Genomic DNA, 13966 nt, shown 5'->3' with positions numbered 1-13966 from the left:
CCGTGCGAGTGGGAATCGGCACCGACGTCCATCCGATCGAGGTCGGCAGGCCGTGCTGGATCGCCGGGCTGTTGTTCGCGGACGAGGACGGCTGCGCCGGTCACTCCGACGGCGACGTCGCCGCGCACGCGCTGTGCGACGCGCTGTTGTCGGCGGCGGGACTGGGCGACCTCGGCTCGGTGTTCGGCACCGGCAGGCCGGAATGGGACGGGGCCAGCGGTGCGGTGCTGCTGACCGAGGTGCGCAGGCTGATCGAGGCCGACGGCCTGCGGATCGGCAACGCCGCGGTCCAGGTGATCGGGAATCGTCCCAAGATCGGGCCGCGCCGGGTGGAGGCACAGGACGTGCTCTCCGAGGTGCTCGGGGCTCCCGTCTCCCTCTCCGCGACGACCACCGACGGTCTCGGGCTCACCGGCAGGGGCGAGGGCATCGCGGCCGTCGCGACCGCGCTGGTACTTGACACCGGTTCGGGCCGGTAAGATCGCACGTCGTGACCCTGCGCCTATTCGACACCGAGACGCGGGCCCTGCGTGACTTCGTTCCGCTGGCCCCCGGACACGCGTCGATCTATCTCTGTGGTGCGACCGTCCAGGGCGAGCCGCACATCGGCCATGTGCGCAGTGGCGTCGCGTTCGACGTGCTCCGGCGCTGGCTGCTCGCGCACGACTACGACGTCGCATTCATCCGGAACGTCACCGACATCGACGACAAGATCCTGAACAAGGCCGCCGACGCCGGGCGGCCGTGGTGGGAGTGGGCGGCGACCTACGAGCGCGCCTTCGACTGGGCCTACGACCGGCTCGGCGTGCTGCCGCCCTCGGCGGAGCCCCGCGCGACCGGCCACGTCACCCAGATGGTCGACATGATGCAGCGCCTGATCGACGCGGGCCACGCGTACGCCGCCGCGGGCGACGTGTACTTCGACGTGCGCAGCTACGCGCCGTACGGCGCGCTGTCCGGGCACAAGCTCGACGACGTGCACCAGGGCGAGAGCGCGGCCGAAGGCAAGCGCGACCCGCGGGACTTCACGCTGTGGAAGGCCGAGAAGCCGGGGGAGCCGTCCTGGCCGACGCCGTGGGGACGCGGACGTCCTGGCTGGCACCTGGAGTGCTCGGCGATGGCGGAGGCCTACCTGGGCGCCGAGTTCGACATCCACTGCGGCGGGCTGGACCTGGTGTTCCCGCACCACGAGAACGAGATGGCGCAGAGCCGGGCGGCGGGCGACGGGTTCGCCCGGTACTGGCTGCACAACGGCTGGGTCACCATGGGCGGCGAGAAGATGTCGAAGTCTCTCGGCAACGTGCTGTCGGTGCCGAACGTGCTGAAGAAGGTTCGGCCGCAAGAGCTCCGGTACTACCTGGGCGGAGCGCACTACCGCTCCATGCTCGAGTACTCCGACCACGCGCTCGAGGTGGCCGCCGAGTCCTACCGCGGCCTGGAGGCCTTCATCCTCAAGACCCGCGAGCGGGCGGGTGAGATCCCGGTCGGCAAATGGACCGAGGGCTTCGCGGCCGCGCTCGACGACGACCTTGCGGTGCCGAAGGCGCTGGCCGAGATCCACGGCAGCAAGACCGAGGGCAACAAGGCGCTCGACGCCGGCGACCTGACCGCGGCGTTGGAGATCGCCGGTCAGGTGCGGGCCATGATGGGCATCCTCGGGGTGGACCCTCTCGACCCGCACTGGGCGGCCGATGCCGACGACGGCTCGGCGGCCCACGCGGCGCTCGATGTTCTGGTGCGCGCGAATCTCGATGCGCGCCAGAAGGCGAAGGCGGAGAAGGACTGGGCCGCCGCCGATGAGATCCGGGACCGGCTCGCCGCGGCGGGCGTCGAGGTCACCGACACACCGAGCGGGCCCGAGTGGTCCCTCAAGACGAACCACAACGAAGCGGGACTGTAATGGCAGGCAATTCGAGCAGGCGCGGCGCGATCCGCAAGACCGGCACCAAGAAGGGCCAGGTCGCGGGCTCCGGAGGCAAGGGCAGGCGCAGCCTCGAGGGGCGCGGGGCCACCCCGCCCGCGGTCGAGCGCACCAAGCACCCCGCCGCCAAGCGGGCCAGGGCGGCTGCCCGCGCCGCCGACGCAAGTGGCCGCACCGGTGGCAGCGCGCCGCGCGGCCGCGGCGGCTCGCCGCGCAAGGGCGACGCCGGACCCGAGAACGTGTTGGGCCGTAACCCGGTCGTGGAGTGCCTGCGGGCGGGTGTGCCCGCGACCGCGCTGTACGTCGCGGTCGGCACCGAGAGCGACGAGCGGCTCACCGAGAGCGTGCAGCTGGCGGCCGAGGCCGGCATCTCGATCCTCGAGGTCCCGCGCACGGACCTGGACCGGATGAGCGCCAACGGGTTGCACCAGGGCGTCGCCCTGCAGGTGCCCCCGTACCGGTACGCGCACCCGGACGACCTCATCGCCGAGGCTCGCAAGCACCAGGAGCCCGCGCTGCTGGTGGCGCTCGACAACATCACCGACCCGCGCAACCTCGGCGCCGTGGTGCGTTCGGTGGCGGCGTTCGGCGGCCACGGCGTGGTCATCCCGCAGCGCCGCAGCGCCAGCGTCACCGCGGTCGCGTGGCGCACCAGCGCGGGCGCGGCGGCCCGGCTGCCGATCGCGCAGGCCACCAACCTGACCCGCACGCTGAAGGACTGGGCGTCCAAGGGCGTGCAGATCGTCGGCCTCGATGCCGGGGGCGACACCACCCTCGACGAGTACGACGGCACCGGACCGGTCGTCGTGGTCGTCGGCTCGGAGGGCAAGGGCCTGTCCCGTTTGGTCCGCGAGTCCTGCGACTCCATCCTCAGCATCCCGATGGCGGGTCCGGTCGAGTCGCTCAACGCCTCGGTCGCCGCGGGCGTCGTGCTCGCCGACATCGCCCGGCAGCGGAGGCGATAGGCGGCTCCGCCGCCCGTGAGTGAATTGCACCCCTATGGGGCCGCAATTCACTCACAGTGCCTGACCAGGAGGTTTCCGTGGTCGACCCGACGGTATGGCGGGAATTCGGCATGCCACTGGTCCCGCCAACGGGACGGGGACCGCTGGACGGGATGACCGTCGCGGTCAAGGAACTGTTCGACGTCGCCGGGTACCCGGCCGGGGCGGGCAACGCGCGGTGGCTCGCCGAATCCCGACCGGCAGGGTCGACGGCGCCCGTCGTCTCCGCCCTGCTCGAGGCGGGTGCGGCGATCGCCGGGATCGCGCGCACAGACGAGTTCGCCTACAGCCTGGCTGGCACCAATGCCCACTACGGGACCCCGCCGAATCCGAGCGCCCCGGACCGGATTCCCGGCGGGTCCAGCGCGGGACCCGCCGCGGCGGTCGCACTCGGCGAGGCGGACATCGGGCTCGGCACCGACACCGGCGGCTCGATCCGCGTCCCCGCGTCATATCAGGGGCTGTGCGGGATCCGGCCCACGCACGGCGTCGTCCGCGCCGTCAGCGTGCTCCCGCTGGCGCCGACCTTCGACACGGTCGGGTGGCTGACGCGCGACCCGCACACGCTGCTGACGGTCGGGCAGGTGCTGCTGCCCGCGGCTCCCGAGCGCGGGTTCGCTCGGGCGGTCGTGTCCGACGAGCTCATCGGGCTGGCCTCGCCGCAGGTGCGCGACGCGATCGAAGGCGCGGTGGCACTGTGGCGGGGCTCGGGCGACCTCCCGCGGATCGATCGGAGCACCTTCGACGCGAGCCAGTTGGCCGGCTGGGCCGAGGTCTTCCGCACGGTGCAGGGGTGGGAGGCGTGGCGGGCGCACGGCGCGTGGATCTCCCGGCATCGCGAGAGCCTCGGCCCGGACGTCGGCGCACGGTTCGAGACAGCGGCCGAGTACACCGACGCGCAGCGGGACCGTGCCGTCGACCGGATGCGGCAGATCCGCGACACAATCGACCAATGGCTAGGCGACGACCTGCTGGTACTGCCGTCCGCATCCTCGGTGGCGCCGACCCGGGTGGACGCGACGCTCGGCGGCCCGGTGATCGAGGGGGCCAGGGCCACCACCCTGGAGCTGACCTGCATAGCCGGACTGAGCGGCCGGTGCGCGGTGAGCGTGCCGCTGCCGACAGCCGACGGCGTCCCGGTCGGGCTGTGCATCCTCGGGCCGCGCGGACGCGACCTCGACCTGCTGCGGCTGGTCCGCGCCCTGGTTCCGGTCCTTCAGCCCGGCTGAGTCGAGCTGCCCGCGGGCTCGAACCGCACCTGGGCGCCCGGCACCAGCTGTGCGGCAACGCCCAGGTCGGCATCGATGACCACCGCGATCACCGGATAGCCGCCGGTCACGGGATGGTCCGCCAGGAACAGCACCGGCTGTCCGCCGCTCGGCACCTGCAGCGAACCCGGCACCATTCCCTCGCTCGCCAGCTCTGCGGTGCCCCGGCGCCGCAGCGGCTCGGCGCCCTTCAGCCGCGCGCCCACCCGGTTGCTGTCCGTCGACACCGTCCACGGCTGGCCGAACAGCATGTCGACGGCGGCGGTCTCGAACAGTTCCGATCGCGGCCCGAGCCGAACTCGCAGCCGAGCGGGGGACGGGTTGGCCGGGGGCGGCGGGATGATCTCGTCGGCGGGCCAGTCCGAACTCAGCTCGCCGACGGCCAGCCGGTCGCCGGCCCGCACCGGCTCCGGGCCGAGCCCGGCGAGCGTGTCGGTCGCGCGACTGCCGAGCGTCGGTGGGGCGTCCACTCCACCGCGCACGGCGAGGTAGCAGCGCAGGCCGTCGGTGGCGTTGCCGAGGGCCAGCACGTCGCCGTCGGACAGGTGCACCGCGCTGTAGTCCGCGCTCGGGGTGTGGTTGACCGACAACGGGACCCGGGCTCCGGTAACCGCGACGGTCAGGTCGCCGTGCGCTCGGACAGCGAGCCCGCCGAGCGTCACCTCCAGGGTCGCGGCCCCGGGGTCGTTGCCCACCAACCGGTTTGCGCTGTCGTGGGATCCGCGATCGGCGGCCCCCGACGCGCCGACGCCGAGCGCGGCGAATCCGGGCCTGCCACGGTCCTGGACCGTGGTCAGTGCCCCGGTGCGCAACACCTCGAGCCAAGCCACCCAACGATTGTCGCCCATCCCCGGCCTCGACAGTACGATCGCCGGATGGTCACTGCCGCCCTGTACGGGTTGGGAACCGCGGTTCCCCTGCTCATCGGGGCGATCGTCGGGCTCCGCTACGACCTGCCCCGCCCACTGCTGGCGGCCCTGATGGCGTTCGGCGCGGGCACCATGGTCGCGGCGGTGTCCACGGAGCTGTTCCAGCCGGCCTTCGAGGCCGAGGGCGTGCTGGTCGCCGGAATCGCCCTGATGGCGGGCGCGCTCGTCTACGTGGTGTCCGATCACCTGATCGAGAACAAGCTCGGCCCCGCGGCGCTCGGCTGGGCGCTGATGCTCGGCACTCTGCTGGACGGTATCCCGGAGAACACCGCGCTCGGTGTCTCGCTGAGCGCGGGTGGTGGCCTCGTGCTGCTGGTCGCGGTCGCGGTCGGCAATGTGCCCGAGGCGGTGGCGGGCGCGGCGTCGATGCGTAAGCAGCCGAACTTCAACCGCCGCCGCGCAATTCTGCTGTGGACGGTGACCGCGGTCGTGCTGGTGCTGGTGGTGATCGCCGCGAATGCGGCCGCCGACGCCATCCCGGATCGGCAGATCGCGGTGATCCAGGCGTTCGCGGGCGGCGCGACGATCGCGGTGCTCGCGGATTCGCTGATGCCGGAGGCGTATCGGGAGGGCGGTTGGTGGGTCGGGCTGTCCACCGCGCTCGGCTTCCTCGTCGCGTTCGCGCTCGGCGGCTAGCACCCGCGCTCGTCGAGTGTGCACCTACCGTCGCCGCTACCCGGGCGATGCCCCGACAACTGCACACTCGACGGGCCACCCGCGCCTTGACCTCGACTGAGCTTGAGGTTTTAGCCTGGTTGTCATGGCGCCGACCGACACCTCGACCACTCGGCTCGACCGCGGCTGGCGGCAGCTGCTCGGCCCCGACCACCTCGGGCCGATGGTGGTGCTGGCAGGCGGCGTCGCGCTGTATGCGATCAACATCTACCTGACCACCAGCCTGCTCCCGTCCGCCGTCGACGAGATCGGGGGAGCGCGGTTCTACGCGTGGGCCACCACGATTTTCCTTGTCGCCTCGGTGATCTCGGCGGTCCTGGTGAGCCGGCTGCTCGCGGTCGCGGGGCCGAGGGGCGCGTACCTCGCCGCCATCGGGTTGTTCGCGGCGGGCACGGTGGTGTGCGCCGCCGCGCCCGACATGTTCGTGTTGCTGGCGGGCCGTGGACTGCAGGGCTTCGGCGGTGGGCTGCTCAGCGGACTGGGCTACGCGCTGATCCGGTCCACGCTGTCGCAGCATCTGTGGGCCCGTGCCTCGGCGCTGGTCTCCGGGATGTGGGGCGTCGGGACGTTCGTGGGTCCCGCGCTGGGTGGGGTGTTCGCGCAGTTCGGGGCCTGGCGACTGGCCTTCATCGTGCTCGCGCTCCTGGCGGCGGGCATCGCGGCGATCGTGCCCCGGTACATCACGGGGGAGCGGATCGACGGCCCCAGGGTCGGCGTCCCCGCCGTGTCGATGCTGCTGCTGTCCGCGGCTGCGCTGCTGGTGAGCGTGGCGGGCATCGCGTCGAACGTGGCGCTCACCGCGCTTGGCGTCGTCGCGGGCGTCGCGCTGCTGGTCGCCTTCGTCGTGCACGAGCGCCGCGCGGTCACCAGGGTGCTCCCCGCGGTGACGTTCACCCCCGGCAACACCCTGAAGTGGACCTACGCGACGTTTGCCCTGCTGGCGGTCGCGTCGACCGCCGAGACCTTCGTGCCGCTGTTCGGTCAGCGGCTCGGCGGCCTCGAGCCCTTGGCGGCGGGTTTTCTCGGGGCCGCGCTCGCCGTCGGCTGGACCCTGGGCGAGATATCCAGCGCGGGCGCTTCGCGCAGGTCGACGGTGCGCGCGCTGGTCGTCGCCGGCCCCGCCCTGGTGACGATCGGGTTCCTCGTCGCGGCGGCGACGCAGCGGGAGGGTGCGACGGCGTGGGTGATCGGGGTGTGGGTCGCGGCGCTGGTGCTGGGCGGCGCTGGCATCGGCATGGCGTGGCCGCACCTGTCGACCTTCGCGATGGGCGCCGAGCACGACGAGGTCGAGGGCGGGAAGGCGGCCGCCGCGATCAACACCGTGCAGTTGGTCTCCAACGCCGTGGGGTCGGCGTCGGCGGGCGTCCTGGTCAATCTAGGCGGGACGATGGCGGATTCGGCGAGGCTGTTGTTCGGGTTCTTCGCCGCGTTCGCCGCGGCCGGTGTGCTGACCGCCTGGCGCAGCACGCGGCCGCGCCCCTGACCCCGCCGAGTGTGCACCTGCAGGCGCATCGTCCGAGTAGGTGCGTCGGCAGGTGCACACCCGGCGAACCGCTCAGACGGCGACGAACCGGACCGTGTCCCCTGGTCGGAGCAGTGCGGGCGGCTCGCGGACGGCGTCCCACATCTGCTCGGTGGTGTGGCCGATCAGCTGCCAGCCGCCCGGCGACTTCCGGGGGTAGACGCCGGAGAACTCGCCGGCCAGCCCGACCGCGCCCGCAGGCACCTCGGTGCGGGGGTCGTCCCGGCGGGGCACCCGCAGCCGGGGATCGCCACCGACGAGGTACCCGAACCCGGGGCGAACCCCGCGAAGGCGACGGTCCAATCACTGCCCGTGTGTGCCGCGACGACGCCGTCCGGCCCGAGGCCCGTCAGTGCACTGACTGTGGCCAGGTCCGGCCCGTCGTAGTGAACGGGAATCTGTATCAGCGCACCGGTCTCCGCGTAGGTTCCGGACTCCGGCCCGGTCTCGCGCAGCCAGCGCGCGATGTGGGCTCGATCGGTGCGACCGGGGTCGAACCGCACCAGGATCGTCCTGGCGGCCGGGACCAGATCGACGACGCCCGCCGGGCGGTTCGCGTCCAGTGCCCGATAGTGCGCGACGACGGCCTCCAGGTCGTCGAACTCGGCGAGCACCCCGCCGTCGCCCGCGTCCAGCAGGCGCATCAGACGAAGGGCTCCACGCGCACGCCCGCGTCGTCGAGTCGGGCGCGGATGGCAGCGGCCATCGCGACCGCGGACGGCGAATCCCCGTGCACGCAGACGGATTCGGCCGGCGAGGCGAGGACGGTGCCGTCGACGGCCTCGATCTCCGCGTGCTCGACCATCCGCAGCACCCGCGCGGCAACGGACTCCGGGTCCGAGAGCATCGCGCCCGGCAGTCCGCGCGGCACCAGCTCGCCGGTCGGGGTGTAGCCGCGGTCGGCGAACGCCTCTGCCACGGTGCGCAGGCCGGCGGCCTCCGCCTCCGCCAGGAAGACCGAACCCGGCAGTCCGAGCACCGGGAGGGTGGGGTCGTACGCGACGACGGCCGCGACGACGGCGCGGGCCTGCTCGCGGTGGTGCACGATCGCGTTGTACAGGGCGCCATGGGGTTTGACGTAGCCGACGGCGGAGCCGACGGTCTGCGCGAGGGCATCGAGGCCGCCGATCTGATAGATCACGTCCGCGGTCAGGTCCGTGGGGGCGATGTCGATGAACCGGCGTCCGAATCCGGCCAGGTCCCGATAACCGACCTGCGCGCCGATCCGCACGGTCCGCTGCGCCGCGGATCGGCAGGTGTTCAGCAGCGTGGTCGGATCACCCGCGTGGAACCCGCATGCGATATTCGCGCTGGTCACCAGGGCAAGCATGGCCTCGTCGTCGCCGAGCCGCCAGGCGCCGAAGCTTTCGCCGAGGTCGCTGTTGAGATCGATGGATGCCACGCCTCGAATCCTAGTGCCGCGTGCCCGAAGTCTTCTTGCGGTTGCCGGGGCCCACGCGGCGCCTCGCTGCGTTGTCGAAGTCCCAGGTAGAACACCGCTACCTGGGACTTCTCCGCCTTGCGATGCATCCACGCGGATCCCCGGCAACCATCAATGGACTTCGAGCACGAGGCACTGGCCGCGGCCAGGACTCAGGCCGGGACCGCGACCCGTCCGGTGCTGCCGCGACGCGACCCGATCGCCCGGCAGGCCAGGTAGATCACGAACGAGATGGTGGTGACGAAGCTGGACACCGGCACGCCTGGGGCCAGCGACAGCAGGATGCCACCGACCGCGGCGATCTCGGCGAACAGGATCGAGAACAGCGTCGTCCGGAGCGGGCTCGAGGTGATCCTGGCCGCGGCGGCCGCGGGGGTGATCAGCAGTGAGAGCACCAACAGCGCACCGACGATCTGCACGCCGAGCGCCGCGGCGACGCCGACCAGCACCGCGAACACGATGGACAGTGCTCGGACCGGAACGCCGCGGGCCCGCGCGACGTCCGGATCGGTGCTCGCGAACAGGAGCGGCCGGTACACCACGACCAGCACCGCCAGCACCAGCACGGCGCACACCAGCAGCAGCTGCAGGCCACTGTTGCCCACCCCGACGATCTGGCCGACCAGCAGCGAGAAGCTGGTGCCGGTGCGTCCCGGATACAGCCACATGAACAGCACGGATAGGCCGAGGCCGAACGAGAGGACCACGCCGATCACCGAGTCCCGTTCGCGCACTTTGGATCCGAGCAGCGCGAACAGAACGGCGGCGAACACCGAGCCGACGATGGCGCCGAGTCCGACGCTGATCCCGGCCAGCAGCGCGGCGGAGGCACCGGTCAGTGACAGCTCGCTGGTGCCGTGTACCGCGAACGACATCTGCCTGCTGATGATCAGCGGACCGATCGCACCCGCGAGCAGGCCGAGGATGGCCGCGGCGAGCAGGGCCTGCTGGACGAAGTCGTACTGCAGCAGGTCGATGGTGGCCTGCCAGTCGAACATCTTCGAAAACGTGTCTGCGAGCTTCTCGTTCATTCGTGCGCCTCGTGGTGGATTCCGTCGGCACCCGTGGAACCGAGCGCGTCGATGGCGTCGCCGGTGCCGACGACGACGAGCCGTCCGCGCACGTGCAGCACCTCGACGTCCGTCTGGTACAGCTCGGAGAGCACCTCCGAGGTCATCACCTCGGCGGCCGTCCCGATCCGGAACCGGCCGTCGACCAGGTACAGCACCCGGTCGACCAGCGGCAGGATCGGGTTGATCTCGTGGGTGACGAACAGCACGGCCGTGTCGTGATCGAGCCGGCGCTGGTTGATCAGGTCGGAGACCCGGTGCTGGTTGGCCAGGTCCAGGCTGAGCAGCGGCTCGTCGCAGAGCAGCACCTTGGGATCGCCGACAAGAGCCTGCGCGACCCGCAGTCGCTGCTGCTCGCCGCCGGACAGCGAGCCGACCGGTGCATCGGCGAAGGCCCGGGCACCCACCTGGTCGATGGCGTCGTCGACGATGGTCCGGCGGGAACGGCGGGAGCGGAACCCGGTGCCCCACCGGTGACCGTCCACTCCGAGCCCGACCAGGTCGCGTCCGCGCAGCGGCAGGCCCTCGTCCATCGTCTTCTGCTGCGGCACGTATCCGACGTGGGAGTTCCCTGTCCGGGCAGGAGTTCCCGCGATCGTGGCGGTGCCCTCGGACAGTGGGAGCTGGCCGAGCAGGACCTTCAGGAGCGAGGTCTTGCCGGACCCGTTGGGGCCGAGGACCGCGATGAACTCGCCCTGCTCGACGCTCAGGTCCAGTCCGGACCACAGGGTGCGGTCGCCGTATGCCAGCCGGGCGCCTCTCAGTTCGACGGCGGGTGTTCGGCTGACGCTCGGTGCGTCGGGGGCAGGGTGGGTCACGGGGCCATTCCGGGTCTGGTTGTCACGCGGCTCGTTGCCGGTACGCGTGACCGGTGGATTCTTCTTCGGCGCGCGGTTCTCAGTGGGCGGCGTTCAAGGCCGCGGCGAGCGATTCGGCGGTGCGGGTCTGCCACTGAATGTAGTCGAGCCCGTCGGGCAGGGTCTCGGTGACTTCGACGACCGGGATGCCGGCCGATTCGGCGGCCTCACGGATGTTCTGGGTCGCCTTGTCCTGCGTCTGGCTGTTGTAGATCAGGACCTTCACCTTCTTGTCGGCGAGCAGATCCCGTGTCGCGGCGACGGCCGCGGGCGGCGGGTCGTTGCCGTCCTCGATGGCCTTCGTGAAGTCCTGCGGCGTCTCGTCCCTGAGGTCGGTCGCCACCAGCAGGTAGTGCGCGATCGGCTCGGTCTGTGCGACCGGCGCCTGCGGATGCCCGGCGGCGATCGAATCGGTGACGGCCGTGACGGCGTGCAGTTGTTCGTGGAAGGTCGCCGCGTTGGCGGTGTACGCGGCGGCGTTGGTGGGGTCGATCGCGCCGAGTTCGGCGGCGATCTGCTTGGCGACGGCGTCAACGGTCGGGGTGTCGTACCAGACGTGCTCGTTGACGCCGGCGTTGTCGTGGTCGTGGCCGTCGTGCGAGTCGTGCTCGGAGGCAACGGGTTCCGCGGGGGCGGTCGTGGCGGCCGCCGCGGCGGCCGCCTCCTCGACCACGTGATCGTGGTCGCCGTGCAGGTCGGTGTCGGTGCCGTACAGGGCGAACGCGTCGACGGTCCGCTTGCCCGGTGTGCCTGCGAGGACGTCGTCGATGAACTCGTCGTAGCCGCCGCCGTTGTAGACGACCAGGTCGGCATCGGTGATGGCGGCGGCGTCCCGGGGGCTGGCCTCGAACGAGTGCGGGTCGGCGAACGCGTCGTCGATGATCGACGTGACGTCCGCCCGGTCGCCCGCGACGGCCGCCGCCACCGAGCCCCAGACGTCGGTGGAGGCGACGATGTTGGCGCGCTGTCCATCGGCGAGCGGGGTACCTGCGCCTGCGTCCGGGTCGGACGAGCAGGCGGCGAGGGTCAGTGCCCCCACGAGCGCCAGACCGGCAATGGCGAACGCCGAGCGGCGCCGGGTCGGGGCGGTGAGCGGCGTCAGATCTCCCTTGGGCATGGCCTAGATACTAATGGAAATCGTTTCCGTTGTACATTGGAGGGGGCGTGCTGACGGTCACTCGCGGCATTGCGTACCGTCCCGTTATGCCCAGGTCCCGTCATCCGCGCCGTCAGGCGACGCTGGCGTCCCTCGCGGCGGAGCTCAAGGTCTCCCGTACGACGGTCTCGAACGCTTACAACCGGCCCGATCAGCTGTCGACCGAACTCCGCGAACGGGTCCTCGAGGCGGCCAAGCGGCGCGGTTACCCCGGCCCGGACCCGGTCGCGCGCTCGCTGCGCACCCGCAAGGCGGGTGCGGTCGGTCTGTTGCTCACCGAGGCACTGAGCTACTCCTTCCGGGATCCGGCCGCGATGAGCTTCCTGGCCGGTCTTGCCGAGTCCTGTGAGGCGGCAGGGGAGGGACTGTTGCTGATCCCGGCCGGGCCGGGACGTGACGATGTCCAGTCCGCAGCCGTGGTGCAGCAGGCAGGGGTGGACGGTTTCGTCGTCTACTCCGTGGCCGACGACGACCCGTACCTGGCCGCGGTCCTCGAGCGCCGCCTGCCGATGGTGATCTGCGACCAGCCGCGCGAGATCGAGGGCGCGTCGCTGGTCGGGATCGACGATCGCGGCGCGATGCGCAAGATTGCAGACTATTTGTTGTCGTTGGGGCACAAGGACATCGGTGTGATCTGCATGAGGCTGGGTCGGGACCAGCGGGACGGTGTGGCGGGCTCCGACCGTCTCGATTCGCCGAACTTCCACGTCCAGCGCGAACGGATCGCCGGGGTGCGCGACGCCCTTGCCTCCGCCGGGCTGGACCCGCGATCGTTGACCGTGATCGAGCGCGCGGAGCACAGCTCCCGGTCCGGTCACTCGGCGGCCGAGCAGGCGCTCGCGACCAATCCGCGGATCACCGCGCTGCTGTGCACCACAGATGTGTTGGCGCTCGGTGCCCTGGACTTTGCGCGGTGGCGCGGCATCGACGTGCCCGGCCAGCTGTCCATCACCGGGTTCGACGGCGTCGACGAGGCGCTGCGCGAGGGCTTGACCACGGTCCGTCAGCCCGCGGAGGAAAAGGGAAGGCGGGCGGGAGCGCTGCTCCTGACGCCCTCACATTCCGGTGTGGCCACCGTCGAGATGCTCGACACCGAACTGGTGCGCGGTCACACCGCGGCGCCGCCGCCCGCCTGACCGGCCCAGTACGTGGCGAAGTGCCGAGTGGCCCAGACCCGGCCGTCCAGCGGCGCCGCAAGTGGTACCCAGTGCGGAACTCGTGCCGGCCCCGTCCGACTACCCCCGGAACACCAACAGTGGCACGTGCAGCTCGGCGGAGGTGAGTGATCCGTGGTGACCGATGAGCATGGACTGGAGCGGCTCGGCGCCGGTCCGGATCAGCGCGCTCGATCCGCGGGCTATCGCGATCACGTCACCGATCCGTTCGGTGGCTGCGGGGGAGACGGTCGGACCGAACCAGCCGTTGTCGATCGCCTCGGCGCGGGTCAGCACCGCGAACCCGTCGCCGAGGCGGTCCCGCCAGGACGCGACGACCTGGTCGGCGGCGCCGTCGTCGGTATAGACGTGGCGGGCCCGGGGCTCGCCGCCGATCAGGCGGACGCCCTCTGTCAGTTCGGGGAAGTGTCGATGTCGACGGGGGATCGCACTTCGACCATGCCGTGGTCGGCGGTGACGATCAGCGCGCCGTCGCGCGGCAGGCGCTCGGCGAGCTGGCGCGCCATCAGGTCGACCTGCGCCAACTCGAGAGCCCACGCGGCCGAGGCCGGGCCTCTGGCATGCCCGGTCAGGTCCAGTTCGCCGTGATAGGCGTAGACAAGGGATCGAGAACCCAGCCGGAGCGCACTCGCCGACGCGTCGACCAGGTCGCCGAGCGAGAAGCTGGGCCGGAACTCCCCGCCGCGCAGCGCGGCCCGGGTCAGTCCGGAACCGCCCTGGTAGGGCGGCGCCACCCTGGACACGGAGATGCCCGCCGCGGCGGCGCGTTCGAAAGCGGTCGGTATCGGCTGGAACTCCTCGGGTACCAGTTCCTTGAGCAGGTCCACCCGGGGGCCTTCGCCGTGCAGGCGCCATTTCAGCGGGTTCATCAACCGGTCGTGCCCGGTCGCTGGGATGAGGTAGCCGACAACCCCGTGCTGCCCGGAGGGCAGTCCCGTGCCGAGCGAG

Annotated in this window: 12 protein-coding genes and 2 pseudogenes (1 of these 14 only partly in view); 7 read left to right on the top strand and 7 right to left on the bottom strand. The window is 71.6% G+C overall.

The features are described from left to right. The first annotated feature begins 2 nt into the window (after nt 1-2). From ispF to BTZ20_RS23090, 4 genes are all read left to right on the top strand, one after another. Nucleotides 3-479, top strand: coding sequence for a 2-C-methyl-D-erythritol 2,4-cyclodiphosphate synthase (ispF, locus tag BTZ20_RS23105; RefSeq protein WP_077042953.1), 477 nt, complete (start codon nt 3-5; stop codon nt 477-479). 11 nt (nt 480-490) lie between these two features. Continuing rightward, on the top strand, nt 491-1900 hold the full coding sequence (gene cysS, locus BTZ20_RS23100) for a cysteine--tRNA ligase (protein WP_077042952.1): 1410 nt from the start codon (nt 491-493) through the stop codon (nt 1898-1900). Continuing rightward, nucleotides 1900-2886 carry a 23S rRNA (guanosine(2251)-2'-O)-methyltransferase RlmB gene (gene rlmB, locus BTZ20_RS23095; RefSeq protein ID WP_077042951.1) on the top strand — a complete coding sequence of 329 codons (987 nt, stop codon included), beginning with the start codon at nt 1900-1902 and terminating at the stop codon, nt 2884-2886. The genes cysS and rlmB overlap by 1 nt, the downstream gene beginning before the upstream one ends. Nucleotides 2887-2963: 77 nt before the next feature. Then, complete coding sequence (locus tag BTZ20_RS23090; RefSeq protein ID WP_223263479.1) at nt 2964-4154, top strand: amidase; 1191 nt, start codon at nt 2964-2966, stop codon at nt 4152-4154. Here BTZ20_RS23090 and BTZ20_RS23085 read toward each other — a convergent pair. After that, on the bottom strand, nt 4142-5023 hold the full coding sequence (locus BTZ20_RS23085) for a biotin-dependent carboxyltransferase family protein (RefSeq protein WP_189636535.1): 882 nt from the start codon (nt 5021-5023) through the stop codon (nt 4142-4144). The two genes, BTZ20_RS23090 and BTZ20_RS23085, sit on opposite strands and share 13 nt — an antisense overlap. 45 nt (nt 5024-5068) lie before the next feature. On the opposite strand from BTZ20_RS23085, the gene BTZ20_RS23080 reads away from it, so the two are divergent. Both BTZ20_RS23080 and BTZ20_RS23075 read left to right on the top strand, forming a co-directional pair. Then, nucleotides 5069-5758 (top strand): ZIP family metal transporter, encoded by a 690-nt coding sequence (locus BTZ20_RS23080; protein WP_077042948.1) that lies wholly within the window; start codon nt 5069-5071, stop codon nt 5756-5758. Between the two features lie 124 nt (nt 5759-5882). Next, nucleotides 5883-7280, top strand: coding sequence for an MFS transporter (locus BTZ20_RS23075; RefSeq protein WP_077042947.1), 1398 nt, complete (start codon nt 5883-5885; stop codon nt 7278-7280). Between the two features lie 72 nt (nt 7281-7352). Here the strand turns inward: BTZ20_RS23075 and BTZ20_RS23070 are convergent. The 5 genes and pseudogenes from BTZ20_RS23070 to BTZ20_RS23050 all read right to left on the bottom strand — a co-directional run bounded on the left by BTZ20_RS23070 (nt 7353) and on the right by BTZ20_RS23050 (nt 11804). Further along, nucleotides 7353-7963, bottom strand: a pseudogene (locus BTZ20_RS23070) (5-oxoprolinase subunit B family protein). Continuing rightward, entirely contained in the window at nt 7963-8721 is a 759-nt protein-coding gene (locus BTZ20_RS23065; RefSeq protein WP_077042946.1) for a LamB/YcsF family protein, read from the bottom strand. The pseudogene BTZ20_RS23070 and the gene BTZ20_RS23065 overlap by 1 nt, the downstream one beginning before the upstream one ends. A 191-nt stretch (nt 8722-8912) precedes the next feature. Then, on the bottom strand, nt 8913-9791 hold the full coding sequence (locus BTZ20_RS23060) for a metal ABC transporter permease (RefSeq protein WP_077042945.1): 879 nt from the start codon (nt 9789-9791) through the stop codon (nt 8913-8915). Further along, nucleotides 9788-10648: a metal ABC transporter ATP-binding protein gene (locus BTZ20_RS23055; RefSeq protein ID WP_077042944.1), complete on the bottom strand. Its 861-nt coding sequence runs from the start codon at nt 10646-10648 to the stop codon at nt 9788-9790. Before BTZ20_RS23055 ends, BTZ20_RS23060 begins: the two co-directional genes overlap by 4 nt. A gap of 79 nt (nt 10649-10727) precedes the next feature. Next, the gene (locus tag BTZ20_RS23050) at nt 10728-11804 is read right to left on the bottom strand and encodes a metal ABC transporter solute-binding protein, Zn/Mn family (RefSeq protein ID WP_077042943.1); all 1077 of its coding nucleotides are present in this window, start codon (nt 11802-11804) and stop codon (nt 10728-10730) included. A gap of 86 nt (nt 11805-11890) precedes the next feature. On the opposite strand from BTZ20_RS23050, the gene BTZ20_RS23045 reads away from it, so the two are divergent. After that, nucleotides 11891-12979, top strand: a complete 1089-nt coding sequence (locus BTZ20_RS23045) for a LacI family DNA-binding transcriptional regulator (RefSeq protein ID WP_077042942.1) — start codon at nt 11891-11893, stop codon at nt 12977-12979. Nucleotides 12980-13078: 99 nt separating this feature from the next. Here BTZ20_RS23045 and BTZ20_RS23040 read toward each other — a convergent pair. Further along, nucleotides 13079-13966, bottom strand: a pseudogene (locus BTZ20_RS23040) (alkaline phosphatase family protein); it runs 257 nt beyond the window's last position.

This window comes from Rhodococcus sp. MTM3W5.2, assembly GCF_001984015.1.
GTDB lineage: Bacteria > Actinomycetota > Actinomycetes > Mycobacteriales > Mycobacteriaceae > Rhodococcus_G > Rhodococcus_G oryzae.
The sequence above is the reverse complement of the archived record's forward strand: the minus strand, read 5'-3'. Positions and strand labels throughout refer to the sequence as shown.